The following is a 25,221-nucleotide window of genomic DNA, read 5'->3' as shown; positions in this document are numbered from 1 at the left end:
ACTGCACGCCCCGCCATCGGAATCCCCCATGAGCTTTCTCGAATGGATGGCCGTTCTCGGCATCCTGTTGCTGATCCTCGCGCTGGCATCGGCCTATCTGCGCTGGCTGCCGGTCACCACCTCGCTGATCTACCTGGGCTTCGGCCTACTGATCGGCCAGCTCGGCGTCGGCCTGTGGGAAATGGAATTCCTGCACATCGCCAGCTGGATGGAGCACCTCACCGAAATCGCCGTGCTGGTGTCGCTGTTCGTCAGCGGCCTGAAGCTGCGCATGCCGCTGCGCCACCCGGCCTGGAAGAGCGCCTACGTGCTGGCCGGGCCGGTGATGCTGGCCTGCATCGCCGGGGTAGCCGCGTTCTGCCATTACCTCTTCGGCCTGCCCTGGGGCATCGCCGTGCTGATCGGCGCCATCCTCGCGCCCACCGACCCGGTGCTCGCCAGCCTGGTGCAGGTCAACAACTCGCGTGACAGCGACCACGTGCGCTACGGGCTGTCCGGCGAGGCCGGCTTCAACGACGGCACCGCCTTTCCCTTCGTCGTCTTCGGCCTGCTGCTGATCGAACAGGGCAGCCTGTCGTCCGGCTGGGTCGGCGACTGGGCCTTGCACCGGTTGCTGTGGGCGGTGCCGGCGGGCCTGGGCTTCGGTTACCTGCTCGGGCGGCTGATCGGCAAGCTGGCGATCTACCTGCGCGCGCGGCACGCCGACACCTCCATGTCACCCAACGACTCCCTGGCCCTGGCGCTGATCGCGCTGGCCTACGTCGGCGCCGAGCTGATCGGTGCCTGGGGCTTTCTCGCGGTGTTCGCCGCCGGCCTCGGCCTGCGCCATGCGGAAAAGGACGCCGCCCACGAATCGGACACGCCCTCCGAAGAGCTGATCGCCCACGCCGTGCCGCACCTGGTCGAAGGCGGACTGTCGCCACGGGAACTGCCGCTGGAGGGTCAGAAGATCGCCGAGCCCAAGGTCGCCGCCGGGGTGATGATGGGCGACATCCTGACCTTCGGCGGGCAGATGGAACGCAGCCTGGAAGTGCTGCTGGTGACCATGCTCGGCGTGCTGGTCTCGGTGCACTGGGACTGGCGGGCGATACCCCTGGCGCTGGCGCTGTTCCTGCTGATCCGCCCGCTCGCCGTCTGGCTGCTGATGCCACGGCGCTACCTGGATCGTGGCCAGTGCCTGACGGTCGGCTGGTTCGGCATCCGCGGCATCGGCAGCCTCTACTACCTGAGCTACGCGGTCACCCACGGGCTGCTGCCGGACGAGACGGAAGTGATCATTTCCCTGGTGATCTCGGTGGTGGCGCTGAGCATCCTGATCCACGGCCTCAGCACCCAGCCGCTGCTGCGGCGCTACGAACGCAGCCGTGGCCAGGCGCCTACCCGCCACGGTTGAGACGGCATCCCGCGCGGCCGACTGGCCAGCCGCGGGTCGCCTGCAGGCAGGTCAGCTGTTGGCGAGGCGGAAGCCGACCTTCATGGTGACCTGGAAATGCCCGACCTTGCCGTTCTCGACATGGCCGCGGATTTCGCCGACCTCGAACCACTCGACGTTCTGCAGCGATTTGGAGGCCTCGGCGATACCGTTCTGAATCGCCTCGTCGACGCTGTTACGCGAGGAACCGACGATTTCAACCTTCTTGTAGGTGTGATGATCCGACATGAATGTCCCCTTCTGGTCTGAGGAGCCTCCGGCTCGATTGATGACGCTTCCTGTCTGACTGAGGCCCGCGAAGCAGCGCGGAAGTTCAGCGAAACGGCCAGATCGGACCGGTAAACCGAGGGCTCGCCCGCGCCTTCACGACGAACGAATCATCCGCCGTCGATGACCAATATCGACCGGCTCGATTTCGACCATGCCGGCAGAGCGCGTAGCATGCCCGGCACATCCCCCGTTTCCCGTTCGAGGAGATCGCCATGCCTGATACCCCTTACGTACCGCCGAAGGTCTGGACCCACGACGCCCCGTCGGGCGGCAAGTTCGCCAGCATCAACGCACCGACCGCCGGTGCGCGCGAGGAGAAGGCGCTGCCGGTGGGCCAGCACCCGCTGCAGCTCTATTCGCTGGCCACGCCCAACGGGGTGAAGGTGAACATCATGCTCGAGGAGCTGCTCGCCCTCGGTCACCGCGGTGCCGAATACGACGCCTGGCTGATCAACATCGGCGAAGGCGACCAGTTCGGCAGCGGCTTCGTCGAGATCAACCCGAACTCGAAGATCCCCGCGCTGGTGGATCGCAGCATCGACGGCGAGCCGTTGCGGGTGTTCGAATCCGGCTCGATCCTGGTCTACCTCGCCGAGAAGTTCGGCGCCTTTCTGCCGACTGAGGTCCGTGCACGCACCGAGACGCTGAACTGGCTGTTCTGGCAGATGGGTTCGGCGCCCTTCCTCGGCGGCGGCTTCGGCCACTTCTACGCCTACGCACCGGAAAAATACGAATACCCGATCAACCGCTACGCCATGGAGGTCAAGCGTCAGCTCGACGTGCTCGACCGTCAGCTGGCGGAGCATCGCTACGTGGCCGGTAACGACTACAGCATCGCCGACATGGCCATCTGGCCCTGGTACGGCGGGCTGGTGCTGGGCGAGCTGTACGGCGCCGGCGAGTTCCTCTCGGTGCACGAGTACCAGCATGTGCAGCGCTGGGCTCGCGAGATTGCCGAGCGCCCGGCGGTCATCCGCGGACGCAAGGTCAACCGCACCTGGGGCGATGAATCCGAACAGGCGCCCGAGCGTCACAGCGCCGCCGACCTCGACTGATCACTTCCCTGCGGGTGGCGCGGCGTCGCCCACCCGCATCGGTGTGCAGGTCAGCAACGGCCTGCCTGTTCCACATGCGCCGGACGTGCGCACGTCCTTCTCCCCCAGCGCCGACCGCTGATACCCACCGCTGAACTCTACCGGTACGCCTCGACCCAACCTCTATGAGCGCCGCGTTGGCCGATGCCCCGCCGTGCTCGCAAACCCGGTTGTTCGACACAACGTGAGGTGAACCATGAAACACACACTGGTAGCAGCGTTCGCCACGCTGACCGATGCCAATCGCACCCGCGGCGACCTGATGGCGCGGGGCATTCCCCGCGAGCAGATCCATGCGGTGGGCGCCGAAAGCGCCGATATCCATGCCTACGACGCACCCTACAGCACCAGCCCGGACGTCCCGGTGGACCGCCACGAACACGAATCGAAGGTCGCGCACTTCTTCAAATCGCTGTTCGGCCACGAGCCACATGAACAGCACCGGCATTACGCGACCGCCTATCCCGACGCGGTACGCCGCGGCGCCCTGGTGATCGCGGTGGATGTGGTCGACGAGGATCAGCTGGCCAGGGCGCGCGACGCGCTGGAGTACAACGGCGCCATCGATATCGACGAGCACGGCGGCAGCGGCACGGCAGACGGCTATCCCGGCCCCAGCAGCCCCTACGCCGGCGCTACCGGCGGCGACAGCCACCTGGACAAGCACTTCACCCGACCCACAAGCGGAACGACGGGCGCCACCACCGGCGCCGGCCTGCACTCGGCCAGCGAACGCTTCGGTGACAACGCCGGCACCGGCGCTGCGGCTGAAGTCGGTGCCCACGCCTCTACCCCCAGCGCCTACCACGACAGCAACACCGCCGACACCGGGCGCTACGACATCGGCAGCGCGGCCAAGCGCGCCGGCACCGACTACCCGGAAACCACCGCCACCAGCCACCCGACCGGTGCCGGCATCACCGGCCACGGCAGCAACAGCGATGCGCCGGAGATCGCGCCCGGCGTCGGCACGCGCGAAGCCGGGCTGTGCCGTGACCGGATCTGCGTGATCCAGCGACCGAGCTGAAGCGGTCGTCGCCAGGCGTGAGCGAGGAACGGCGTGGGTGGGCTGCAGCCCACCCTGTCGTCGCCGCTGCCACCCTGCGGCGATTGGCATCAGCCAGCGTGAGTGAAGCGCAGCTCGGGGCTGGCGTAATCTGCACCTCGAGCGGCCCGTCGGCCGCGTGTTTGCCGAGGGCCGCGCCATGCTTGCGCCGAGAACCACCGTCTGCCTGCTGCTCTGTCTATCCTTCGTCCCGACTGCCTGGGCCGCCCGGCTTGCCATGGAGCAGACCGAAGGCGATTCGCAGCGTGCGTTCGTATTGCACGAGGGCGGCAACATGCACACCGACCAGGCCGCACTGCGCGAGCGCCGCGCCAGAGCGTACGAGATCGAACAGCAGGAAGCCTTCGACGAACTGATGTTCGCCAAGTACGCCATCATCCGGAAATACCTGGCCAAGCTGCCCGCCCACGAGCAGCAAGCCATGCAGGCCGAACTGGCCAAGCAGCACGCCCTCTTTGCCTATCGCTACCCGGATGCGAACACGCGTCTGCTAGGCAGCAACCCGCACAAGCCCGGCCGCCGCGCCGACTGAGGCCCGGCAAAAGCCCAGGGGTGGGAAACGGCAACGCCGTTTCCACCTTTCGCACGCCTCAACGTTCGCCCCGGCCGTCTCCCAATGCGCGCCGCAGCCCGGCTCGACCAACCGTCAACGCCAGGCACTCCTCGACTGCACCCAGCGCGGCATTGACCAGCGGCCTGGGCTGATACGGCTTGCGCAGACCCAGCCCGACCCTGGCGGCGACCAGCGCCGCCGTCGCACCGAGCAACGCGGGCAGCAGCACGGGCTCGCGGCGCACACCCGCCAGCGCCGCCGCACTCGCACCGCCGGAAAGCGCGCGGAACATCATCGACGGCACGATGGTGCGGTCCGGCGCGAAGGGCATCTTGTCGCCGATCATCTCGCTGGCCGCGAGCACTGGCAGGAAGGTCTGCGCCGTATCCGATGTGAGCAACTGCGCGGCCTCCCCCGCCCCGGCAAGATCATCGCGCTCGCTCAACGCCCGGCTGACCAGCGTTGGCGCCAGCATGCTGCGCATGCCCGTCACCGCCCCGATCGCCAGCGCGGCCCATATCAGATTGCTCGAAGTCGACATCATCAGATCTCCCGGTGGTTGTTAATACCGACCGGCCTTTGGCAGCAGGCGTTCGGCGCCATCTGCCGGGCATCGACGGGCGACACCAGGGCGCGACAGACATGGCACTTCGCTACGAAGCCGCACGTCGGCGCTCGTCATAACGCAAACCGGCCGTCATCAACCTGCCACCTGAGCTTCCTAGTTTCGGTCCCTGCCCATCCCACCGCACCCGAGGAAAACAACAATGCGTATGCGCGTATTGGATTGGTTGTTCGCCGCAGGCCTGATCGGCCTTGCCGCCCCAACGCTGGCCCAGACCCAGAATCAGCCCGAGCACGGTTCCACCGAGCAGGACTACCGCGAGGAGCGCCAGGAAGGACTGCAGGCCCGGCAGCAGGCCAGCGAGCGACGCCGCTGGCGCGCACCGGACTGGCGCCCCGAGCCGGTGGTGTCGGTGAACATCCTCGGCATCAACGACTTCCATGGTCAGCTGTCGCCGCGCACCGTTGCCGGGAGGCCGGCAGGCGGCGCGGCGGTGCTGGCGTCCTACCTCAGATCGGCCAGCCGCGAGTACACCCTCATCGTTCACGACGGCGACCAGGTCGGCGCCTCGCCACCCAACTCCGCCCTGCTGCGCGACGAGCCTGCGATCAGCCTGCTCAACCTGCTGGCCAATCCGTTCTGCCGTCCATTCAGCTGGCAGATGAAGCTGCCCCGCAGCGCCCAGCACCTCGCCCAGCAGCGCTGCAACGTGGTCGGCACCCTTGGCAACCACGAGTTCGACTATGGCAAGAATGAGCTGCTGCGCCAGCTCACTGGTGGCAACCATGCCGATGGTCCCTACCTCGAAGATAACTGGCAGGGCGCGCGCTACCCCACGGTGTCGAGCAACGTCATCAATCAGTCGAGCGGCCGATCGCTGTTGCCACCGCACACCATCTACAACGCCGGCGGCGTACGCATCGGCGTGATCGGCGCCGCGCTGAAGGAAACCCCCTCCATCGTCTCGCCCAGCGGCGTGGCCGGCCTGCGCTTCATCGACGAAGCGGCCGCCATCAACCGTTCGGTGGCACAACTGCGCCGCCAGGGCGTGCGCGCCATCATCGTCGCGCTGCACCAGGGCGGCCAGCAGACCAGCTACAACGGCCCGACCAACGCCCAGGCGGACACCGTGGTCGGCCCGGTGGTCGATATCGTCAAGCGCCTGGATGACGAGGTGGATGTGGTCATCTCCGGCCATGCCCACGGCTTCACCAACGCGCTGCTACCCAACGCCAACGGCAAGCCGATCCTGGTGACGCAGGCCTTCTCGGCGGGCACCGCCTATGCCGACATCGAGCTTCTGGTCAGCCGCCGCAGCCGCGACGTCGTCGAGAAATCCGCTGCGATCCTCACCACCTGGGCCGACCAGGGCGCAGGCCTCACGCCGGACCCGCAAGTCGCCGCGCTGGTGGCCCAGGCCGATGCCCGCGTCGAGCCGCTGGTGGCGCGGGTGGTCGGCCTCGCGCAAGGGGCCATCACCCGCACCGAGACGCCCGCCGGTGAATCCGCACTGGGCAACCTGATTGCCGACGCCCAGCGCGTGGCCACCGGTGCGCAGATCAGCTTCATGAACCCGGGCGGCATCCGCGCGGACCTCGACGGCGGCGAGGTCACCTGGGGCGAACTGTTCGCCATCCAGCCGTTCGCCAACGACCTGGTCTCGATGGACCTCACCGGCGCGCAGATCAAGACCCTGCTCGAACAGCAGTGGGTCGGCCAGAGCTACCCGCGCCTGCTCAAGCCTTCCGGCATCCTGTACAGCTGGGCCGCGAACCGCCCCGAGGGCAACCGCGTGATCGAAATGCGCGACGCCAGCGGCGCCCCCATCAACCCGGCGGCAACCTATCGCGTCACGGTGAACTCCTTCCTGGCCGGCGGCGGCGACAACTTCACCATCCTCAACGAAGGCCATAACCGCGTCGTCGGCCCGGTGGATCTGGATGCGCTGGTGGGCTACATCGAAGCCCTGCCGCAACCGTTCAGCGCCAGCGTCGAGGGGCGTATCCAGCGGGTGGATTGAAGCCGGAACAAACGAGGCCGACACCCCGTAGGGCCGGGCGTCAGCCCACCCGCCATCCCCCGCGTAGCTGCAACGAGCTACAGCGCCATCGCCGCGTGACCCGCCACAGGTCGCGCGGCGCCATCACCATTGCCAGAGTCCGTAGCCGACCACACCCAGGCCGAAGCCCATCTGCGCCAGCAGCAGTGCGCGGATGGCGAAGGTGTAACTGATCACCCGGCTCTGCCCCAGCGCATCGGCGGCGAACAGCCGGTAACTCTCGGGATAGTTGGCCTCCATCTCCTTGAGTGCGACGATGGTCAGCTCCAGCAGTTGCCGGCTGCGCGCGTCCACCAGCCAGAACACCTGCGCCAGCAAGACGGTGAAGGCGCCCAGTAGAATCAGCAGCCCCGGCGAGAAGCCCTGCTGCAGGGCCGCCAGTACACCGCCATCGGCAAAGATCGCCAGCACCACGAAGAAGTTGAAGCCCCGCAGGCGCTGCTCGGCATTGAGCTTGAAATGCGCCAGACAAACTCTCGACCATCCACGCGATTGCCCTCTGCTTAAGCCAGGCGGCGGCACACCACGACCATCACCCCGGTCGCGACCGTTGGCGGGCTGAAGCCCGCCGCTGCATATCGACCTCAGAGCGGATCGACCAGGTCCTGCCATTCCTCGTGGCGCTCAATGTACCTGGCGATGAACTCGCACTGCGGCACCACGCGCTTGCCGCGCCGCCGTGCATCGTCCAGCGCGCCCTTGGCCAGCACGCTACCCAGCCCCTGCCCGGACAGGCTGGGTCGACCTCGGTATGGGTGAAGACCATCCGCTCGCCCTGCTCGCTGTACGCAGCAAAGCCGAGTGGCTGGCCCTCCACCAGCAGTTCATAGCGCTGCTGCGCAGCATCGTGGCGGACGCTGGCTTGTTTATCGGTCATGGAAGATTCCCTCTCGGTTCTTTGGCTGTGGCTAGAGGTACGAAGTGGACGCAGTGTGGGAGGGTTCAGATGAATCGACGACGAAACGCCCTGCGCCGAGTCGCCCAAGGTGGGCCGCAAGTAGGCTCGGGCCGGGTATGAAACTCAATCACCACGGGTTTGAAGCTCGGCATGGCCGCCCGACAAGGCGATCGCCTGGTTATTGCTGAATGGCCGGAGATCCAGCGCATCCCCATGCTCTTTCAGCACCTGCTCGACAGCCTCGGCAAACGGCTCGTTTCGGTAATGCGGCAGCGGGTAGAATCGACCAACCCCAAGGCCGCAAAGGACTCGAGATCAGGCGCGGCAGAAACATCGTCCAGCGCCGTTATGTATTCGATGCTGGGGGCGAGTATCGCGGAGCCGGCGGATTCGCCGATGTAGCACTTCCCGGCTCTGACGTGTTCGGCGATCAGCAGGTCCGCGCCTGTGCGCTTCAGCTCCTGCAGCAGAAAGAAGGTGTTGCCGCCGGACACATAGATGTAATCGCCGCGTTCCAGTTTGCTGACGATTTCGTCCTGAGTTGCGGTTGAAACCTCGAGTTCATCGATCGCTGCACTCGCCCTTGGTGAACCTGACAAACAAGTCCACGACTTCAGCAAAGGAGGATGTCAGGAAAATGTTCATATGCACCTCTGCGCTCGACTGGATTCAGGCTCGCCCACCCCGCCCCTGGTTATTGAGAACACGGCGGGACAGCTCAGCGCTGCCGCGCCGCGCCGCGCCTTCCAACAGGCCGACAAGCAGAGTGGACGAAAAACCCCTGGCTTGCCCGTTTCCTATCAATCCACCCCGACAAAACCGCCGGTCTGGTGCTGCCACAGCCGCGCATAGAGGCCACCGCGGGCGATCAGCTCGGCGTGGGTGCCGGTCTCGATCACCTGCCCCTGGTCGATCACCACCAGCCGATCCATGCGCGCGATGGTCGACAGCCGGTGGGCGATGGCGATCACCGTCTTGCCTTCCATCAGGGTATCCAGGCTCTCCTGAATCGCCGCCTCGACCTCCGAATCCAGCGCCGAGGTGGCTTCGTCGAGCACCAGGATCGGCGCGTCCTTGAGCAGCACCCGGGCGATGGCGATGCGCTGCCGTTGCCCGCCGGAGAGCTTCACGCCGCGCTCGCCCACCATCGCCTCGAAGCCCTTGCCGCCCTGGCTGTCGTCCAGAGTCTTGATGAACGCGTCCGCGCGGGCCTTGCGCGCCGCGGCCCAGAGTTCTTCCTCGCTGGCATCGGGCTTGCCGTAGCGCAGGTTGTCGCGGATGGAACGGTGCAGCAGCGCCGTGTCCTGGGTGACCACGCCGATATTGGCGCGCAGGCTTTCCTGGCTGACCTCGGCGACGTTCTGCCCGTCGATCAGGATGCGCCCGCTCTCCAGGTCATAGAGGCGCAGCAGCAGGTTGACCAGCGTCGACTTGCCCGCACCCGACGGCCCGACCAGGCCGATCTTCTCGCCCGGGCGAATGTCGATGGTCAGCCCGCTAATTACCCCGCCCTGCTTGCCGTAGTGGAAATGCACATCCTCGAAGCGCACGCCGCCCTGCTCCACCTGCAGCGGCCTGGCGTCCTCGGGGTCGAGCACGTCGCGCGGCCGGACAATGCTCTTCATGCCGTCCTGCACGGTGCCGACGTTCTCGAAGATGCCGTTGACCACCCACATGATCCACTCGGCCATGTTGTTGATGCGGATCACCAGGCCCAGCGCCAGGGCGATGGCGCCTGTGGTGATCAGCGCCTCGCTCCACAGCCACAGCGCCAGCGCGCCGGTGCCGACGATCAACAGGCCGTTCATGCAGGTGATGAGGAAATCCAGGCTGGTGATCACCCGCGACTGCAGGCGGAATTTGCCGAGCAACTCCTGCATCGCCTCGCGGGCGTAGCTCTCCTCCTCGCGCGAGTGGGCGAACAGCTTGAGCGTGGCGACGTTGCTGTAGCCGTCCACCACCCGCCCCATCACCTTCGAACGCGCCGCGGACGCCGCCGCCGAACGCGCGCGGATACGCGGCACGAAGTACCAGAGCGCGGCGCTGTAGCCGACGATCCACAGCAGCAAGGGCACGATCAGGCGCAGGTCGGCGGCGGCGAACAGATACAGCGCGCTGCCGGCATAGACCACCACATGCCACAGTGCATCGATCACCTGCATGGCCGAATCGCGCAGCGACGGGCCGGTCTGCATCACCCGCTGGGCGATGCGCCCGGCGAAGTCGTTCTGGAAGAAGTTCAGGCTCTGCTTGAGCACGTAGCGATGGTTCTGCCAGCGGATCAGATTGGTCAGCCCCGGGTTGATCGCCTGATGCGTCAGCAGGTTGTGCAGGCCGAATACCAGCGGCCGGATGACCAGCGCCACCGCTGCCATCCACAGCAACGCGTTGCGGTGCTCGGCAAAGAAGGTCCGCGCGTCATCGGTCGCCTGGGCCATATCGATCAACTGGCCGAGAAAGCTGAACAGCGCCACCTCGATCAGCGCCGCGAAAAAGCCCACCACCAGCACGGCCGTCATCAACGGCCAGACCTGCCTCAGGTAATGGGCATAGAAGTGCAGCATCCCGGCCGGCGGCGCAACGTCCGGGCTGGGTTTGAAGACGTCGATCAGGTTTTCGAAACGGCGGAACAACATGGGCACGGTCTGCTCTGGCGAGTGGGGCGGGCGGTTGGCGTGTAGCGGTCGACAGCCGAAGCCGGCCGATGGAACAGCGCCCCGGAGGCGCAGGTGCTGTGTGCGAAGGCAAACCCACATGCTCTGGCACGCGGGTTACAGAATGAGGTTAGCAAGATAAGAGGCGCACGGCGTTCTTAACAACCTCACCAACGCGCTGACTGCAAGGCAGCCATCCGCAGTGCCGCGGGTGAACGTTCGAAACACAGCGCCCAATAAAACCCAGCGGCGCGACACACCGGCGTGTTTTGATTGGTAGCGTATTGCCCTGTTGATAATCTCTGCCGCCGTCGCCAGCGAGGCGACCGACCCCTTTCGATGACCTGCCGTTCATTGTTCCTGCGGCAAGCGCAGGCACTACCGAAAACCTCGAACTGGAATCGACGATGACCGAGGACGCAGTAAAAAACCCAGATACCACAGGGCTGATCCTCTCCGGCGGCGGCGCACGAGGGGCCTATCAGGTTGGTGTGCTGTCGGCCATCGCCGATCTGCTGCCCGACTCGTCGGGCAATCCGTTTCCGGTGATCGTCGGCACCTCGGCGGGCGCGATCAATGCCGTCAGCCTGGCCTGCGGCGCCCTGCATTTTCGCGAGGCGGTGCGGCGGTTGAGCAGCGTTTGGCGCAGTTTTCATACCGATCAGGTCTACCGCAGCGACTGGCCCGGCGTGTTGCGCCAGGCCAGCCGCTTCCTCGGCCACAGCGTGCTCGGTATCGGCAAGCAGGTGCCCGTGGCGCTGCTCGACAGTTCGCCACTGGCCGGGCTGCTCGAGCGTGAACTGGATTTTTCCGGCATCGCCGCGGCCCTCCGCCAGCGGCAACTGCGCGCGATAGCGGTGACGGCATTTGGCTACGAGTCGGCCGAGGCGGTGACGTTCTATCAGGGGCATGCGGCCATCGATCCATGGCTGCGCCATCGTCGGGTAGGTGTGCCGACCCGCCTGGGGATACCCCATTTGCTGGCCAGCACCGCTATTCCGCTGATCTTCGAGCCGGTAAAGATCAACCGCGAGTACTTTGGCGATGGCGCGGTACGCCAGACCGCACCCATCAGCCCTGCCCTGCACCTGGGCGCCACACGTGTGCTGGTGGTCGGGGTCAGTGGCAATCCGGTGGATGATCAGAGCGAGACCGCTCCAACACCGCGGCCAACCGGCGCCAGCCCCAGCCTGGCGCAAATCTCCGGACACATGCTCAACAGCACCTTCATCGACAACGTCGAGAGTGATATCGAACTGCTGGAGCGCCTCAACCTGCTGGGGCAACTGGTGCCGGCCGAAAAACGCAAGCGCGCCTACGGCCTGACGCCCGTCGAGGTGCTGGTGATTTCCCCCAGCCAGCCGCTGGACAGGATCGCCGCCCGCCATCGAAAAGAGCTACCCGCCGCCATGCGCCTGTTCCTGCGCGGCCCTGACGGCACGCGCGAAGGCGGCGGCGGGCTGCTGAGCTACCTGTTGTTCGAACCCGGCTACTGCAGTGACCTGATCGAACTGGGTTACCAGGACGCCATGGCCAAGCAAGCCGAGCTCAGGGCTTTTCTCAGGCTCGAAAAGCCAGCGCAGCGCAGCCAGCTGCTCTCGCCAAGCGCGCACAGCGCTTCTGCGGTGAGCGGTGACCGATGAGCGCGTAGGGTGGAAAACGGCGAAGCCTTTTCCACGCGTCACGTCCAGGCCACCTCGGCTCAAGGGCATGCACCATCGCCTGGATTACGCGTGACACGAGCTTCGGCGCCCTGCGCGGCTACACCGAGACATTCGGACGGCAGAGCAGCCATTACCCCTTCGGAACCGATTCCGGCCGCAGATAGGGCAGCATATGCGCCACGTAGTCCGCCTTGCCCAGCTCGATCCCTTCCTTACGCAGGATCGAATACGCGGTCATCACGTGAAAATAGAACTGCGCCAGCGTCCAGTCACGGGCGTACTGCTGCGCAGTCAGGTCGAAGATCATCCCATTCGCCAGCTCATGGGCGATTGGCTTGTCCGCCTCCATATCCAGCGCATCGGCGGCGAGGCCGTCGAGCAACGCCACCGTTTCATCGATGCGGGCATAGGCATCGGCCAGCGTGCCCGGCCGCTCGCCAGCGTGCCGCCCCTCTTCCAACAGTTCGTTGATCACCGCCGGAAAGGCCTCGCCTCTCAGCCGGCAAACGGCCTCCCGCGCCTGCACACAGGCAAAGCGCACCTGAGTCGACAACGGAAACATATCCGGCGCCAGCCGCGCAGATAACAACGCCTGCGCCTCGGCTTCCGGTAGCTGGGCCTGCGCCTTCTTTAGCCAGCCTGAGAGCGTTTTGAGCATTTGGGTGTAGGTTGGGATGAGGAGGGTTGTTAGTTGCATGGGTGCTTCCTGTTGGCATGAGGGCTATGACGAAGAACGTTTCAAGGGATATGGAGCTAGCCGCCTGAAAAATCTATCCCCTTTTTTTGAATTGATCGCATTGTCAGCCATGTGTCGGTGTTATTTTTTTACTGCTTCGCGCAGCATGGATATATAGTGTAATAACTATATTTGCTAATATCACACCATAAAAACCTTTTATGTTGTAAGCCTCGGTGATCGCGGCAGCCCAAACCCCAGCAAGAGATCCAACCATGATTATTGTGTAAAGAAAGCTTGAATTAACTATCGAGGGATAGCTTTTCGCGGCATCTGCAAATTCTTCATTTTCAATTCTTGTTATTAATGAACAGCAGCGTTTTACTGCAAAATTCATATAAACGCCCGTAATTAAAAAGAAAAATGCTGAAATCGAAACAAAGTGCTCCCTCGAGTTAATGGTTATATCGATAATTGGTATTTTAGCTTGCTCCACTCCTCCGGGGTTAAAAGCTACAAAAATTGCCAAAAAAGAAATCAGCATTCCAAGGTTAAACATCCTTTGAGAGAGCTTCAGCGAGTCAATGAAGTTATTGATTCTTAGTTCGTCAGTGGTCACATGAATCTCGTAATAGTCAACTACAATCAGACACCAATTGGTGCATAAAACACGCCGAACGGGCGTGGTGTATAACATTCTCTTCGGCTCGCACAGACCTGCTCTAACTTGGACAATACAGCGGTCAGCGCTCGTATTGCTTTTTATGCACCACCGCTTTCGCTCGGGCGCTGGCCCTGATGATAGAGCCGCGAGTGCAAAAGGGCCGGAGTAGCTCGTAATGTCACAGCGGAACCACGAAAAAATCGCAATTCCTGCGCGTGATGGCACATTAGCCACTGCTTCCGTATGGGTAAAGCAGGCGATGAATTAATCCTCGTTTTTCACGCCGTCACCTACGCGCGATCACTTGCGCCGTAAGTACTTTCCGCCCACCTACCCTGTCCACCCCTGCATAGGTCAGTTATGGAGGTGATCGTGGAAGGCATGTTTTTCAGTAGCGGAACGACATTGATACGCACGCTGGTGGTGGGTGTGCTGGCCTATATCAGCCTGGTGCTGTTGTTGCGTCTGTCCGGGCGGCGGACGTTGTCGAAGATGAATGCGTTCGATCTGGTGGTGACGGTGGCGCTGGGCTCGACCTTCGCGACGATTCTGCTCAATCGTGATGTGTCGCTGACCGAGGGGGTGCTGGCGTTCGCGCTGTTGATCGGGCTGCAGTATGTGGTCACCTGGTCCAGCGTGCGGGTGGCGTGGGTGCGGCGTACGGTGACGGGCGAGCCGGCGCTGCTGTTCTTTCGCGGGCGTTTTCTCGGCGATGCCATGCGCGTGGCGCGGGTGACCGAGGACGAGGTGCGGGCCGCCGCGCGCAGTCAGGGGCTGGCCGCGCTGGATGGCATCGAGGCGGTGGTGCTGGAAACCGACGGCAGTTTCAGCGTGATCACCGATGGCGCCGGCGACAGCCGTTCGACGCTGGACGGGGTGAATGTGCCGGGGCCGAACGAAAAGGACGTTTGAGGCCGTGGCCCCTTTCGCCAGCGGCTGATCGACGGGCCCGCCGCCGGGGGCCCGTGCCGGTCCGGTTGCCGCCGCGCGGCGCTGCCGCCAGACTCGTTGTTCCCGCCCTTCGATGCGATTCCCACCGATGAAAACCAACCTCGACGAAATGCTCGCCTTTGTCAGCGTGGTCGACAGTGGCTCGATCAGCGCTGCGGCCGAGCAGCTGGAACAGACCGCCTCGGGTGTCAGCCGGGCGTTGAGTCGGCTGGAGGACAAGCTGACGGTGACGCTGTTGCGCCGCACCACGCGGCGCCTGGAGCTGACCGAGGAAGGCGAGGCGTTCCTGGCGCAGGCGCGGCGGATTCTTGCCAGCGTCGAGGAAGCCGAGGAGCAGATGGCGCTGCGGCGGCAGGCGCCGGCCGGGCGCTTGCGGGTCAATACCGCCTCGCCGTTCATGCTGCATGTGATCGTCCCGCTGATCGGCGATTTCCGCACGCGCTATCCGCTGATCGAACTGGAGCTGCACAGCGACGACCGCATCGTCGATCTGCTGGAGCGGCGCATCGATCTGGCCATCCGCATCGGCCCGCTGCCCGATTCCAGCCTGCATGCACGGCCGCTGTGCCATACCACGCGCCGGGTGCTGGCGAGCCCGGCCTATCTGGCGCGGCATGGCACGCCGCAACAGGTTGAGGACCTGGCGGAGCACAGCCTGATTGGCTTTACCGAGCCGGATCGTCTCAACGACTGGCCGCTGCGCCACGCGCTCGGCGAGAGCTGGCGGATCAACCCGGCGCTACGCGCCTCCAGCGGCGACACCGTGCGCGAGCTGGCGCTGGCCGGCGAAGGGATCGCCAGCCTGTCGGACTTCATGACTGGCCGGGACCGCCAGCGCGGCGAGCTGGTGGAGGTGCTGGCGGCACAGCGGGTGGACGTGCGCCAGCCGATCAACGCGGTGTACTACCGCAACAGCGCGCTGGCTTCGCGCATCACCTGTTTTCTGGATTATCTGAGTGAGCGCCTGGGAGCCGGCGCCCCGCACGACTGAGCATGGGTCGCGCGTCCGGGTATCCAGGCGGTGGCGCCGGTCGAACGCCAGGAAGTGAAACGGCCCTGTCCATCGGGTCACCGATGGCAGGGCCGTTTCCGAGGTGCGTCAGTAGCGCCGACTATTGCCCCAGCAGGCCGGCGTTCTGTACGGAGCCGAAGGCAAAGCCGAGGAACTCCGGCACGCTCATTTCGCGGCCGTTGAAGGTCACCTTGTCATTGGCGTAGTGCAGCGAACTGACCAGCCGCTCGCCCTCCAGACGCGACCAGCCGGTGTTCAGCGCCATGCCGCTGAACTGCTCGGTGGCGGCCTCGGTTTCCTGCTGCAGTGCCGCCTGGTCGAGCTGGCCGTCACGCGCGTTGTTCTGCACGACCAGCCCGGCGATGTCTCGCACCAGGTTCCTGTCGATGCCGGCGTCGGCCTTGAGCGAGGCGAGCATGCTGGTGATCATCGCGTCCGGGGTGAAGGCTTCTGCGCTCGGCGATTGCAGGTCGAGCACGACCGACAGGCGGGCCGCGCCGTGGGCGGTTTCGAAGCCGAACTCGTCGAGGGCCAGGGTGGGCTTGTGTTCGAGCAGCCGCAGGCCGTGGGCCTGCAGTGCCTGCTGCTGCGCGCTGGTCATGCCGGCGAAGGATTCCTGCGGGGTGGCGCTCTGCTCGAGGATGTCCTTGTAGCTCGCCACCAGGGCCTTGAGGCTGCTTTCCTCGAGGTTGCGCAGGCTGAAGACGAGGGCGAGGTTGCGGAAGGTCTGGCCTTTGGCGCTGACCTCGCCGATGCGGTAGCCGATGGTCTGATCGAGGCCACGGCTGCCGCGGCTCAGTGCCTCCTCGACGGAGGCCTGCTGGATGACCACGGCGGGTTCGTCGCCGGCCTTGATTTCCATGCGCTGCAGGGTGATGGCGGACGGCCCGAAGCCGAAACCGGCGTCGTAATCCTGCTTGTCGGCGCTCAGGCCGATGCCGCGCAGGCTCACCTGTACCGGCTGGCCACTGTCGCTGCGCTGCAGGTCGATATCGACTTCCGCCAGCTCGCCGTCCATGCGTACGTCGCTGCCGTCCCTGTTCGCCTCGAAGTTGAGGTTGGCGGGGGCGATGCGCACGCTGCCGTCCTCGTCTTCGATATTCAGCGCGGCCGTGCGCAGATCGCCGGCCTGGCCGCCGTCGTAGCCGATGGTCACCTCGCCCACCAGTGGCACTTCGCCGGCGGCGGCGTCGAACAGCTTCTGCGTCAGCGGCGTGCGTTCGAGTTCGAAGTGGCTCTGCGCGGCGACCGGCATCAGCTGGCCGCGGCTCAGGCGCGAGACGGGAAAGGGGCCGTGTTCGAGGCGATCGTTCAGCAGCAGGGCGTAGTGCTCGGTGTTGCCGTCGTCATCCGCTACATCGATGTCGATCTGGTAGCGCGCGGTGCTGGACAGCAGGCCGCGTTCGAAGCTGAGCAGGGTGAGGCTGACATCGGCACCGGCGCCGACGCCCATCTCGCGCAACTTGAGGTTGGCCTGGTCGACGGCATCGCGGGCGGTCGATTCGACCTGAGTGCTGGTGTAGAAAGTGGCGGCCCCGAAGAGGGCCAGGGGTACGGCTACGGCGAGCGCGAGCTTTTTCATGGAAGCATCCTGTGCGGCGGCTGGGCAGACGTCCTGTCAGCCGGTGGTTGGCAAGCGGCGGCACTCTAGCAGCGCGCCTCGACAGGCTCCAGCGCACCAGGCATCCGGATGAAAAGGCTGAGAACGTCGCAGCAGATTCGGGCGGGACGACGCGTGCCGCGTCCTCGCCGCCCTGCCGGCGCCGCTATCGGTCGCCACCCGATTTCGGCATCGGAATGGCCACGCTGCTTTCGATGCCGCCGGCTTCGGCGTTGCCTTCCTTGTAGAAGGGTTCGATCTCGTCCCGGGCGCGCTGCCAGTGGTCGGCTTCCTGGCCTTCGGGGCGGCCCTCGGCTTCCCATATTTCATAGGCGCGCTGGCGGATGCGTTCGTCGACGTTCATGGCTGAAATCTCCGGGTAACGGGCCGGCGAATTGCCGGCCGTTAAGCAGAAGAAAGGCCGGCCCGCTACAGGTTCCGGCGGGGCGACGAGCGCGCTTGGCCGGGGCGCAGCAGCGCGGGCCCCGGCGATCAGGGAACCGCCACCGTCGCTGCGGTCTTAGCTCTGGATAAACGACGCCGACTGGCGTTTCATTCGCTCTTCGCCGCGCCCGGAACGGCCGGCGCATCGCCTTCTTCACAAAGGACCGCCCCATGAGCATCGCCCCCAACGCCGGACGCCTGCCCGACCCGCACACCCTGACTCATCTGCCGCGCCTGGTGGCGCGCTACTACAGCGACCGACCGGACCCGTCCGACCCGGCGCAGCAGGTGGCGTTCGGCACCTCCGGGCATCGCGGCTCCTCGCTCAAGGGCAGCTTCAACGAGTGGCACATCCTCGCCACCACCCAGGCGATCTGCGATTACCGCCGCCAGGAAGGCATCGACGGCCCGCTGTTCATGGGCATGGACACCCATGCGCTGTCCGAGCCGGCGTTCGTCTCGGCACTGGAAGTGCTGGCGGCCAACGGCATCGAGACGCGCATCGACGCCGGTTGCCCGGAAACCGGCGGCGAGCCGGGCTACACCCCGACCCCGGCGATCTCCAACGCGATCCTCAGCTACAACCGCGGCCGCACGAGCGGGCTGGCCGACGGCATCGTCATCACGCCGTCGCACAACCCGCCGGGCGATGGCGGCTTCAAGTACAACCCCACCAATGGCGGCCCGGCCGACACCGGCGTGACCAAGTGGATTCAGGAGCGCGCCAATGCGCTGTTGGTCGCCGGTCTCGATGGCGTCAAGCGCATGGATTACCGCCAGGCGCTCAAGGCCGCCACCACCCAGCGCTTCGATTTCATCGACGCCCATGTCGGCGGGCTCGAGCGGGTGATCGACCTCGACGCCATCCGCGGCTCGGGCCTGAAGTTCGCCGTCGACCCGCTGGGCGGCGCCGGTGTGCACTACTGGCCGCGCATCGCCGAGCGCTTCGGCCTTCCGCTGGAGGTGCTGTCCACGGTGGTCGACCCGACCTTCCGCTTCATGCGCCTGGACTGGGACGGCAAGATCCGCATGGACTGCAGCTCGCCGCACGCCATGGCCGGGCTGATCGAGAACAAGGACCGCTTCGACGTGGCCTTCGCCTGCGACACCGACCATGACCGCCACGGCATCGTCACCCGCTCCGGCGGGCTGATGAACCCCAACCATTACCTGGCGGTGGCCATCGAGTATCTGTTCACCCATCGCCCGGGCTGGAGCGTCGAGGCCGGCATCGGCAAGACGCTGGTGTCCTCCTCGATGATCGACCGTGTTGCCGCCGGCATCGACCGTCGCCTGGTGGAGGTGCCGGTGGGCTTCAAGTGGTTCGTCGACGGCCTGATGGATGGCAGCCTGGGCTTCGGCGGCGAGGAGTCGGCCGGCGCTTCGTTCCTCGACAAGCAGGGCGGCGCCTGGTCCACCGACAAGGACGGGCTGATCCTCGGCCTGCTGGCGGCGGAGATCACCGCAGTCACCGGCAAGGACCCGAGCGAACGCTACCAGGCGCTGACCGACCGCTTCGGCGCGCCGGTGTACCAGCGCATCGACGCTGCCGCCAATCGCGAGCAGAAGGCACGCCTGGGCAAGCTGTCGGCATCGCAGGTGTCGGCGAAGGAGCTGGCCGGCCAGCCGATCACGCGCATCCTCACCGAAGCACCGGGCAACGGCGCAGCCATCGGCGGGCTGAAGGTGGAAACGGCGAATGGCTGGTTCGCCGCGCGGCCGTCCGGCACCGAGGACGTGTACAAGATCTACGCCGAGAGTTTCGAGGGCGAAGCGCACCTGGCACGCATCCAGGCCGAGGCCAAGGCGCTGGTGGACTCGGTGCTGGCCGGCTGAGGCTCACGGCCCCACCCCGGGCTATCGCTGCTGGCGGTCGCTGATGCTGACCGCCAGCTGTGCAGCTTCGACTTCGTCGGTGAGGTAGCGGCTGTGGCCCTCGGCATCGGTCACCCGGTAGACCACCCGGATATCCGGCCCGCGCAGATGCTCGGGAATCTCGTCGCCCTGGAGCTTGCTCACGGTGACGCTCATGGCGGGGCTCCTTCATTTGGCATTGGCTGTCTGGAGTGTGACTGCGCCATCGCCAATCCGATCCTTGCCGTTCGCCGCACCGCGCCAGCGCTTTGCGCCCTGGCGCATCTCGCTAGGGCACCAGCACCGCAGCACCCTGGAAACGCCCGTTGCGCAGGTCATCCAGTGCCTGGTTGGCCTGCTCCAGCGGGTAGGCGTGGGTTTCGGTATGGATGCCGACCTGGGCGGCCACCGGAAAGAACTCCAGGCCGTCCTGGCGGGTGAGATTGGCCACCGAGACCACCTCGCGCTCCTGCCAGAGGATGTCGTAGGGAAAGCTCGGGATATCGCTCATGTGGATGCCGGCGCAGACCACCCGGCCACCCTTGCGCAGCGCGCGCAACGCGGCCGGCACCAGCTCGCCCGCCGGCGCATAGATGATCGCGGCATCCAGCGGCACCGGCGGCAGCTCGCCCGAATCACCGGCCCAGACCGCGCCCAGCGAACGGGCGAAGTCCTGCGCCGCCACATCGCCCGGGCGGCTGAAGGCATACACATCGCGCCCCTGCCAGCGCGCCACCTGCATGACGATATGCGCCGCGGCACCGAAGCCGTATAGCCCGAGACGCTTGCCGTCACCGGCCTTGACCAGCGAACGCCAGCCGATCAGCCCGGCGCAGAGCAGCGGTGCCAGCGCCACGGGGTCGCCCTCCTCGCCGAGGGCAAAGGCGAAGCGGGCATCGGCCACCACGTATTCGGCATAGCCGCCGGGCCGCGTGTAACCAGTGAGTTGCGGCGCGTCGCAGAGGTTTTCCTCGGCGTGCTGGCAATAGCTGCAGGTACCGCAGGTGTGCCCCAGCCAGGGAATGCCGACCCGCTGGCCCGGCTCGAAGCCGGTCACGCCCTCGCCCAAGGCATCGACCAGACCGACGATCTCGTGGCCGGGAATGATCGGCAGCGGCGCCTCCGGCAGTTCGCCGTCGACCACGTGCAGATCGGTGCGGCAGACGCCACAGGCCAGCACCCGCACGCGAACCTCGCCAGGCCCCGGTTGCGGCACGGGCAGCTCGCGCAGCTGCAAGGGTTGGCCAATCTGTTCCAGCAACATGGCACGCATCGACGTCTCTCCTTTCGCCTCCGGTCTGCTGCAGGGTAGGCCGATCGGCGAAAAAAGGCTCTAGGGACGGTTGTGAATCAAGGCGCTTCTGCCGGGCCGAAGCCCACCGGCGATGCTCGGTACGGCCAGAAAGCCTCTACACTCGAAACGTCTTGCCATTTCCGGAGTACGACCCGATGACGCTCTCGCCCTTCCATCTCGCCATCCCCGTCCACGATCTGGCCGCCGCCCGCGCCTTCTACGGCGAGGCGTTCGGCTGTGCCGAGGGCCGCAGCAGCGAGCATTGGGTGGATTTCGATTTCTTCGGCCACCAGCTGGTGATCCACGAGGCGCCGAAGATGCCGCATCAGGAGGCGGCGCACAGCAACCCGGTGGATGGCCATGACGTGCCAGTGCCGCACTTCGGCGTGGTACTCGGCTGGGAGCAATGGGAGGCGCTGGCCGAGCGGCTGAAGGCACGCGGCACGCGCTTCGTGATCGAGCCCTACGTGCGCTTCCAGGGCCAGGTCGGCGAACAGGCGACCATGTTCCTGCTCGACCCCTGCGGCAACGCTCTGGAATTCAAGGCGTTCAAGGACATCGGCCAGCTGTTCGCCAAGTGAGCGGGATCAGCCGCGCTCGGCGAGGTGCTGGTCCTTGAGCTTGACGTAGTTGCCGGCGGTATAGCTGAAGAAGCTGCGCTCCTTGTCGGTCAGCGGGCGCGCCTGCTTCACCGGGCTGCCGACATAGAGGTAGCCCGATTCGAGCGTCTTGCCCGGCGGCACCAGGCTGCCGGCGCCGATGATCACCTCGTCCTCGACCACCACGCCGTCCATCACGATCGAGCCCATGCCCACCAGAATTCGGTTGCCCAGGGTGCAGCCGTGCAGCGTGACCTTGTGCCCGACCGTGACCTCGTCGCCGATGGTCAGCGGGAAGCCGTCCGGGTTGTACGGCCCGGCATGGGTGATGTGCAGCACGCTGCCGTCCTGGATGCTCGAGCGCGCACCGATGCGGATGCGGTGCATGTCGCCGCGGATCACCGTGAGCGGCCACACCGAGCTGTCGGCGCCGATTTCCACATCGCCGATGACCACGGCGGAGTCGTCGACGAACACGCGCTCGCCCAGTGTCGGAGTGCTGTTTTGGTAGCTGCGTATCGCCACGATAGAAACCTCTTTGGCTGCGGGAAGGGTCGATTGTAATTAAGATGGCCGGCATTGCCGCTGCGGAGCCGGGCTGAGCAGCATGCCGCCCGCCGTGGTCAGAGTAACAACCGGCCGACCGGCGTTGAAAAAGCACGACAGCGCGTCCATCTAGGACATCTGCCTGCCACGTCCGGCCTCGCTCCAGCGAGCGGCCTGCAACCCTCTTCGTCACAAGGTGTCCCCGTGAGCGCGAACAATCCCCTGCTGCAACAATTCGACCTGCCGCCCTATTCCGAAATCCGTCCGGAACACGTCGAGCCGGCCGTCGACACCATCCTCGGCGACAACCGCGTGGCGATCCAGGAGCTGCTCAGCCGCCCGGCCGAAAGCCTGGACTGGCAGACCCTGGTGGTCGGGCTGGACGAGCTGAATGATCGCCTCGCCCGTGCCTGGGGGCCGGTCGGTCACCTCAACTCCGTGTGCAACAGCCCGGAATTGCGCACCGCCTACGAGGCCTGCCTGCCCAAGCTGTCGGCCTACTACACGGAACTGGGGCAGAACCGCGCGCTGTTCGAGGCCTACCAGGCGCTTGCCTCCGGCCCCGCGGCGGCCGGTTTCGAGGTGGCACAGAAGACCATCCTCGAGCATTCGCTGCGCGACTTCCGCCTGTCCGGTATCGACCTGCCGCCGGTCGAGCAGCAGCGCTTCGGCGCCATCCAGATGAAGCTTGCCGAGCTGGGCAGCAAGTTCTCCAACCAGCTGCTGGACGCCACGCAGGCCTGGACCCGGCACATCACCGACGAGGGCCTGCTGGCCGGCATCACCGACTCGGCCAAGGCGCAGATGGCCGAGGCGGCCAAGGCCAAGGGCCTCGACGGCTGGCTGATCACCCTGGAATTCCCCAGCTACTACGCGGTGATGACCTATGCCGACGACCGCGGACTGCGCGAGGAGGTCTACACCGCCTACTGCACCCGCGCCTCGGACCAGGGCCCGAATGCCGGGCAGTTCGACAACGGCCCGGTGATGGCCGAGATCCTCGAGCTGCGTCACGAGCTGGCCGGCCTGCTGGGCTATCGCAACTTCGCGGAGCTGTCGCTGGCGACCAAGATGGCCGAATCCACCGAGCAGGTACTGAGCTTTCTGCGCGACCTGGCGGTGCGCAGCAAGCCGTTCGCCGAACGCGACCTGGCCGAACTGCGCGCCTTCGCCGCCGAGCAGGGTCTGGATGACCTGCAGAGCTGGGACCTGGGCTACTACGCCGAGAAGCTGCGCCAGCAGCGCTACAGCCTGAACCAGGAAGAGCTGCGCGCCTACTTCCCGATCGACAAGGTGCTGTCCGGGCTGTTCGGCATCGTCCAGCGCCTGTATGGCATCCAGATCCATGAACTGGAGCAGTTCGACGGCTGGCACCCGGACGTGCGGCTGTTCGAGATCACCGAGAACGGCGAGCACGTCGGGCGCTTCTTCTTCGACCTCTACGCGCGGCCGAACAAGCGCGGCGGCGCCTGGATGGACGGCGCCCGCGACAAGCGCCGCACCGCAGACGGCACGCTGCAGACGCCGGTGGCCAACCTGGTCTGCAACTTCACCCCGCCGGTGGGCGAGCGCCCGGCGCTCTTGACCCATGACGAGGTCACCACGCTGTTCCACGAATTCGGCCACGGCCTGCACCACCTGCTGACCCAGGTCGAGCACGCTGGTGCGTCGGGCATCAACGGCGTGGCCTGGGATGCGGTGGAGCTGCCCAGCCAGTTCATGGAGAACTGGTGCTGGGACCCCGAAGGCCTGGCGCTGATCTCCGGTCACTACCAGACCGGCGAAGCCCTGCCACAGGACAAACTGGACATGATGCTGGCGGCGAAGAACTTCCAGTCCGGCATGATGATGGCGCGCCAGCTGGAGTTCTCCCTGTTCGACTTCGAACTGCACGCCACCCACGGTGACGGACGCAGCGTGCTGGAGGTGCTCGAACACATCCGCGACGAGGTTTCGGTGATGCGGCCGCCGGCCTACAACCGCTTCCCCAACAGCTTCGCGCACATCTTCTCCGGCGGTTACGCCGCCGGTTACTACAGCTACAAGTGGGCCGAGGTGCTGTCGTCCGACGCCTTCTCGCGCTTCGAGGAGGAAGGGGTGTTCAACGCCGAGACCGGCCGCGCCTTCCGCGAGGCCATCCTGGCGCGTGGCGGCTCCCAGGAGCCGATGGTACTGTTCGTCGATTTCCGAGGCCGCGAGCCGTCCATCGACGCCCTGCTGCGCCACCTCGGGCTGGTAGCGGAGGCCGCGGCATGAGCAACGAAGTATCCCGAGTCACCACCAAGCGCTTCATCGCCGGGGCCGTATGCCCGGCGTGCAGCGGCACGGACTGCATCAAGATGTGGGATGTCGACGGTGTCCCGCACCGCGAATGCATCGACTGCGGCTACGCCGACACCCTCAACGCCCAGGGCCAGTCGGTACCCATGGAGCTGGGCACGCGAGTGAACAAGGTCCAGCCCAAGCCGGCCAACCCGCAAGTGCAGTCGGTGCAGTTTTTTCCTAATCCGAAGTTGAAGAAGCCGGAGTAAGGGGTGCTGCACCTGACCTGCGGTGACCTGGCCGGCGATGGTGTTCGCAACCTGCTGGCCGACCGCGAACCGGGTGCGGAGGTCCGGGTGCTGCGCGATGACCTGGCAGTCGGCCCGCTGAGCGATGTGGACAGCCCGCCGTGCGCCGCCCGTGTCGCCTTCTGGGAGCAGCTGTGGCCTGACGAGCTGACGCCGCGCCCGCTGTTCGCCCACGACCTGGCCGCCGATGCGCGCTGGCTGGCAGAGCTCGCCGGGCAAGCCGACGACGTGATCGTCTGGCATGGCGACAGCGCATCCGAACAGCTGCTGCTGGCACGGGTCTGCGCGGCGTTGCAGGGCTGCCGGTTGCAAGAAGTGGCCTGCGGTACAGGCGACAGCCGCGCCGGTCGGCGCAAAGCGGTGTCCATGCATTCGCCCGAGGCGCTGGCGGCGCTCTACCGGCCACAGGCCGTTTCGGTGTCCCGCCAGACCGAGCTTGCCGCGGTCTGGCATCAGCAATGCGCCGGCACCTATGGCATTCGGCGCTGGGACAATGGGACCTTTAGCGGCGAAGACTATCAATTGATCGACGCGACGCTGATCGCCGCCAGCCCGGATGAATTCGCACCGCTGGCGCGTGCGATGGCCGAGGTCATGGGCCATTGCGACGGTTTCTTCGCCACCGATCTCTTCCTCTACTGGCGCGCCCGCGAGCTGACTACCGCGGGGCATCTGGAATTATGGGGCGACCCCGCCGCCGGTTATCGTGATCTGCAGGTGCGCCGGAGGTGAAGGCGCACGCCGAACGATTCTGCT

25 protein-coding genes and 1 pseudogene are annotated in these 25,221 nt (G+C 65.9%); 13 read left to right on the top strand and 13 right to left on the bottom strand.

Features of this window, described 5'->3' with window-relative positions:
* The first annotated feature begins 28 nt into the window (after positions 1-28).
* Entirely contained in the window at positions 29-1,393 is a 1,365-nt protein-coding gene (locus P5703_RS22750; protein ID WP_017244211.1) for a cation:proton antiporter, read from the top strand.
* Positions 1,394-1,444: 51 nt separating this feature from the next.
* Here the strand turns inward: P5703_RS22750 and P5703_RS22745 are convergent, their stop codons facing one another.
* A complete protein-coding gene (locus tag P5703_RS22745; protein ID WP_011915136.1) occupies positions 1,445-1,660 on the bottom strand; it encodes a dodecin in 216 nt (71 codons plus the stop codon).
* 254 nt (positions 1,661-1,914) lie between these two features.
* On the opposite strand from P5703_RS22745, the gene yghU reads away from it, so the two are divergent.
* The 3 genes from yghU to P5703_RS22730 all read left to right on the top strand — a co-directional run bounded on the left by yghU (position 1,915) and on the right by P5703_RS22730 (position 4,394).
* Positions 1,915-2,757: a glutathione-dependent disulfide-bond oxidoreductase gene (gene yghU, locus P5703_RS22740; RefSeq protein ID WP_045633672.1), complete on the top strand. Its 843-nt coding sequence runs from the start codon at positions 1,915-1,917 to the stop codon at positions 2,755-2,757.
* A 235-nt stretch (positions 2,758-2,992) separates the two neighbouring features.
* Positions 2,993-3,823, top strand: a complete 831-nt coding sequence (locus P5703_RS22735; protein WP_041755851.1) for a hypothetical protein — start codon at positions 2,993-2,995, stop codon at positions 3,821-3,823.
* Positions 3,824-4,001: 178 nt separating this feature from the next.
* The gene (locus P5703_RS22730; protein WP_011915139.1) at positions 4,002-4,394 is read left to right on the top strand and encodes a hypothetical protein; all 393 of its coding nucleotides are present in this window, start codon (positions 4,002-4,004) and stop codon (positions 4,392-4,394) included.
* Between the two features lie 58 nt (positions 4,395-4,452).
* Here the strand turns inward: P5703_RS22730 and P5703_RS22725 are convergent, their stop codons facing one another.
* Positions 4,453-4,956 carry a DUF4126 family protein gene (locus tag P5703_RS22725; RefSeq protein WP_011915140.1) on the bottom strand — a complete coding sequence of 168 codons (504 nt, stop codon included), beginning with the start codon at positions 4,954-4,956 and terminating at the stop codon, positions 4,453-4,455.
* 226 nt (positions 4,957-5,182) lie between these two features.
* Between P5703_RS22725 and P5703_RS22720 the strand changes: the two genes are divergently transcribed.
* On the top strand, positions 5,183-7,000 hold the full coding sequence (locus tag P5703_RS22720) for a bifunctional metallophosphatase/5'-nucleotidase (RefSeq protein ID WP_151321034.1): 1,818 nt from the start codon (positions 5,183-5,185) through the stop codon (positions 6,998-7,000).
* 123 nt (positions 7,001-7,123) lie between these two features.
* On the opposite strand, the gene P5703_RS22715 is transcribed toward P5703_RS22720, so the two are convergent.
* The 4 genes and pseudogenes from P5703_RS22715 to P5703_RS22700 form a co-directional block, all read right to left on the bottom strand.
* Positions 7,124-7,561: a hypothetical protein gene (locus P5703_RS22715; RefSeq protein WP_285589992.1), complete on the bottom strand. Its 438-nt coding sequence runs from the start codon at positions 7,559-7,561 to the stop codon at positions 7,124-7,126.
* 62 nt (positions 7,562-7,623) lie between these two features.
* A pseudogene (locus P5703_RS23985) lies at positions 7,624-7,916 on the bottom strand (GNAT family N-acetyltransferase).
* 242 nt (positions 7,917-8,158) lie between these two features.
* Positions 8,159-8,557: a Type 1 glutamine amidotransferase-like domain-containing protein gene (locus P5703_RS22705; protein ID WP_285589989.1), complete on the bottom strand. Its 399-nt coding sequence runs from the start codon at positions 8,555-8,557 to the stop codon at positions 8,159-8,161.
* Between the two features lie 180 nt (positions 8,558-8,737).
* On the bottom strand, positions 8,738-10,573 hold the full coding sequence (locus P5703_RS22700; protein ID WP_111482084.1) for an ABC transporter ATP-binding protein: 1,836 nt from the start codon (positions 10,571-10,573) through the stop codon (positions 8,738-8,740).
* Between the two features lie 425 nt (positions 10,574-10,998).
* Between P5703_RS22700 and P5703_RS22695 the strand changes: the two genes are divergently transcribed.
* Entirely contained in the window at positions 10,999-12,234 is a 1,236-nt protein-coding gene (locus P5703_RS22695) for a patatin-like phospholipase family protein (protein WP_125882350.1), read from the top strand.
* Positions 12,235-12,385: 151 nt separating this feature from the next.
* Here P5703_RS22695 and P5703_RS22690 read toward each other — a convergent pair whose 3' ends face one another.
* Both P5703_RS22690 and P5703_RS22685 read right to left on the bottom strand, forming a co-directional pair.
* Positions 12,386-12,952 (bottom strand): DUF1993 domain-containing protein, encoded by a 567-nt coding sequence (locus P5703_RS22690; RefSeq protein WP_125882349.1) that lies wholly within the window; start codon positions 12,950-12,952, stop codon positions 12,386-12,388.
* 103 nt (positions 12,953-13,055) lie between these two features.
* The gene (locus P5703_RS22685) at positions 13,056-13,550 is read right to left on the bottom strand and encodes a hypothetical protein (RefSeq protein WP_279643159.1); all 495 of its coding nucleotides are present in this window, start codon (positions 13,548-13,550) and stop codon (positions 13,056-13,058) included.
* Positions 13,551-13,967: 417 nt separating this feature from the next.
* On the opposite strand from P5703_RS22685, the gene P5703_RS22680 reads away from it, so the two are divergent.
* Entirely contained in the window at positions 13,968-14,507 is a 540-nt protein-coding gene (locus P5703_RS22680; protein WP_264886974.1) for a DUF421 domain-containing protein, read from the top strand.
* Positions 14,508-14,634: 127 nt separating this feature from the next.
* Positions 14,635-15,537 (top strand): LysR substrate-binding domain-containing protein, encoded by a 903-nt coding sequence (locus P5703_RS22675; RefSeq protein WP_084903957.1) that lies wholly within the window; start codon positions 14,635-14,637, stop codon positions 15,535-15,537.
* 121 nt (positions 15,538-15,658) lie between these two features.
* Here P5703_RS22675 and P5703_RS22670 read toward each other — a convergent pair whose 3' ends face one another.
* Together P5703_RS22670 and P5703_RS22665 are read right to left on the bottom strand one after the other, a co-directional pair.
* Positions 15,659-17,140, bottom strand: coding sequence for a YdgA family protein (locus tag P5703_RS22670; RefSeq protein WP_279642477.1), 1,482 nt, complete (start codon positions 17,138-17,140; stop codon positions 15,659-15,661).
* A 184-nt stretch (positions 17,141-17,324) separates the two neighbouring features.
* A complete protein-coding gene (locus P5703_RS22665; protein WP_011915152.1) occupies positions 17,325-17,522 on the bottom strand; it encodes a DUF2934 domain-containing protein in 198 nt (65 codons plus the stop codon).
* Between the two features lie 251 nt (positions 17,523-17,773).
* Between P5703_RS22665 and pgm the strand changes: the two genes are divergently transcribed.
* Positions 17,774-19,438 carry a phosphoglucomutase (alpha-D-glucose-1,6-bisphosphate-dependent) gene (gene pgm / locus P5703_RS22660; protein ID WP_279642476.1) on the top strand — a complete coding sequence of 555 codons (1,665 nt, stop codon included), beginning with the start codon at positions 17,774-17,776 and terminating at the stop codon, positions 19,436-19,438.
* A gap of 21 nt (positions 19,439-19,459) precedes the next feature.
* On the opposite strand, the gene P5703_RS22655 is transcribed toward pgm, so the two are convergent.
* Together P5703_RS22655 and P5703_RS22650 are read right to left on the bottom strand one after the other, a co-directional pair.
* Positions 19,460-19,633 carry a hypothetical protein gene (locus P5703_RS22655; RefSeq protein ID WP_013984493.1) on the bottom strand — a complete coding sequence of 58 codons (174 nt, stop codon included), beginning with the start codon at positions 19,631-19,633 and terminating at the stop codon, positions 19,460-19,462.
* 112 nt (positions 19,634-19,745) lie between these two features.
* Complete coding sequence (locus P5703_RS22650; RefSeq protein ID WP_111482040.1) at positions 19,746-20,729, bottom strand: zinc-dependent alcohol dehydrogenase family protein; 984 nt, start codon at positions 20,727-20,729, stop codon at positions 19,746-19,748.
* A gap of 176 nt (positions 20,730-20,905) precedes the next feature.
* Here P5703_RS22650 and P5703_RS22645 point away from each other — a divergent pair, with 176 nt between their 5' ends.
* Positions 20,906-21,331 (top strand): VOC family protein, encoded by a 426-nt coding sequence (locus P5703_RS22645; RefSeq protein WP_003303634.1) that lies wholly within the window; start codon positions 20,906-20,908, stop codon positions 21,329-21,331.
* Between the two features lie 6 nt (positions 21,332-21,337).
* Here the strand turns inward: P5703_RS22645 and P5703_RS22640 are convergent, their stop codons facing one another.
* Complete coding sequence (locus P5703_RS22640) at positions 21,338-21,874, bottom strand: gamma carbonic anhydrase family protein (RefSeq protein ID WP_013984495.1); 537 nt, start codon at positions 21,872-21,874, stop codon at positions 21,338-21,340.
* Between the two features lie 225 nt (positions 21,875-22,099).
* On the opposite strand from P5703_RS22640, the gene prlC reads away from it, so the two are divergent.
* Genes prlC through P5703_RS22625 form a run of 3 tightly spaced genes read left to right on the top strand, consistent with a single transcriptional unit; the run spans position 22,100 to position 25,197 of the window.
* Positions 22,100-24,151: an oligopeptidase A gene (gene prlC / locus P5703_RS22635; protein ID WP_017244945.1), complete on the top strand. Its 2,052-nt coding sequence runs from the start codon at positions 22,100-22,102 to the stop codon at positions 24,149-24,151.
* Positions 24,148-24,426, top strand: a complete 279-nt coding sequence (locus P5703_RS22630; protein WP_013984497.1) for a YheV family putative zinc ribbon protein — start codon at positions 24,148-24,150, stop codon at positions 24,424-24,426. The genes prlC and P5703_RS22630 overlap by 4 nt, the downstream gene beginning before the upstream one ends.
* Before the next feature lie 3 nt (positions 24,427-24,429).
* On the top strand, positions 24,430-25,197 hold the full coding sequence (locus tag P5703_RS22625) for a DUF1835 domain-containing protein (protein ID WP_285589967.1): 768 nt from the start codon (positions 24,430-24,432) through the stop codon (positions 25,195-25,197).
* Positions 25,198-25,221 lie beyond the last annotated feature (24 nt).

It is taken from the genome of Stutzerimonas sp. FeSN7 (assembly GCF_030263795.1).
In the GTDB taxonomy this organism is placed as follows: domain Bacteria; phylum Pseudomonadota; class Gammaproteobacteria; order Pseudomonadales; family Pseudomonadaceae; genus Stutzerimonas; species Stutzerimonas stutzeri.
This window is presented reverse-complemented; position numbering and strand designations above follow the sequence as displayed.

What these genes read in the sequence shown, in the direction of transcription:
- P5703_RS22750 (WP_017244211.1), top strand. Translation starts at nt 29, where the DNA reads ATGAGCTTTCTCGAATGGATGGCCGTTCTCGGCATCCTGTTGCTGATC.
- P5703_RS22670 (WP_279642477.1), bottom strand. Translation starts at nt 17,140, where the DNA reads ATGAAAAAGCTCGCGCTCGCCGTAGCCGTACCCCTGGCCCTCTTCGGG.
- yghU (WP_045633672.1), top strand. Translation starts at nt 1,915, where the DNA reads ATGCCTGATACCCCTTACGTACCGCCGAAGGTCTGGACCCACGACGCC.
- P5703_RS22650 (WP_111482040.1), bottom strand. Translation starts at nt 20,729, where the DNA reads ATGCGTGCCATGTTGCTGGAACAGATTGGCCAACCCTTGCAGCTGCGC.
- P5703_RS22645 (WP_003303634.1), top strand. Translation starts at nt 20,906, where the DNA reads ATGACGCTCTCGCCCTTCCATCTCGCCATCCCCGTCCACGATCTGGCC.
- P5703_RS22735 (WP_041755851.1), top strand. Translation starts at nt 2,993, where the DNA reads ATGAAACACACACTGGTAGCAGCGTTCGCCACGCTGACCGATGCCAAT.
- P5703_RS22700 (WP_111482084.1), bottom strand. Translation starts at nt 10,573, where the DNA reads ATGTTGTTCCGCCGTTTCGAAAACCTGATCGACGTCTTCAAACCCAGC.
- P5703_RS22695 (WP_125882350.1), top strand. Translation starts at nt 10,999, where the DNA reads ATGACCGAGGACGCAGTAAAAAACCCAGATACCACAGGGCTGATCCTC.
- P5703_RS22665 (WP_011915152.1), bottom strand. Translation starts at nt 17,522, where the DNA reads ATGAACGTCGACGAACGCATCCGCCAGCGCGCCTATGAAATATGGGAA.
- P5703_RS22720 (WP_151321034.1), top strand. Translation starts at nt 5,183, where the DNA reads ATGCGTATGCGCGTATTGGATTGGTTGTTCGCCGCAGGCCTGATCGGC.
- P5703_RS22745 (WP_011915136.1), bottom strand. Translation starts at nt 1,660, where the DNA reads ATGTCGGATCATCACACCTACAAGAAGGTTGAAATCGTCGGTTCCTCG.
- P5703_RS22730 (WP_011915139.1), top strand. Translation starts at nt 4,002, where the DNA reads ATGCTTGCGCCGAGAACCACCGTCTGCCTGCTGCTCTGTCTATCCTTC.
- P5703_RS22630 (WP_013984497.1), top strand. Translation starts at nt 24,148, where the DNA reads ATGAGCAACGAAGTATCCCGAGTCACCACCAAGCGCTTCATCGCCGGG.
- P5703_RS22675 (WP_084903957.1), top strand. Translation starts at nt 14,635, where the DNA reads ATGAAAACCAACCTCGACGAAATGCTCGCCTTTGTCAGCGTGGTCGAC.
- P5703_RS22725 (WP_011915140.1), bottom strand. Translation starts at nt 4,956, where the DNA reads ATGTCGACTTCGAGCAATCTGATATGGGCCGCGCTGGCGATCGGGGCG.
- P5703_RS22690 (WP_125882349.1), bottom strand. Translation starts at nt 12,952, where the DNA reads ATGCAACTAACAACCCTCCTCATCCCAACCTACACCCAAATGCTCAAA.
- pgm (WP_279642476.1), top strand. Translation starts at nt 17,774, where the DNA reads ATGAGCATCGCCCCCAACGCCGGACGCCTGCCCGACCCGCACACCCTG.
- P5703_RS22655 (WP_013984493.1), bottom strand. Translation starts at nt 19,633, where the DNA reads ATGAGCGTCACCGTGAGCAAGCTCCAGGGCGACGAGATTCCCGAGCAT.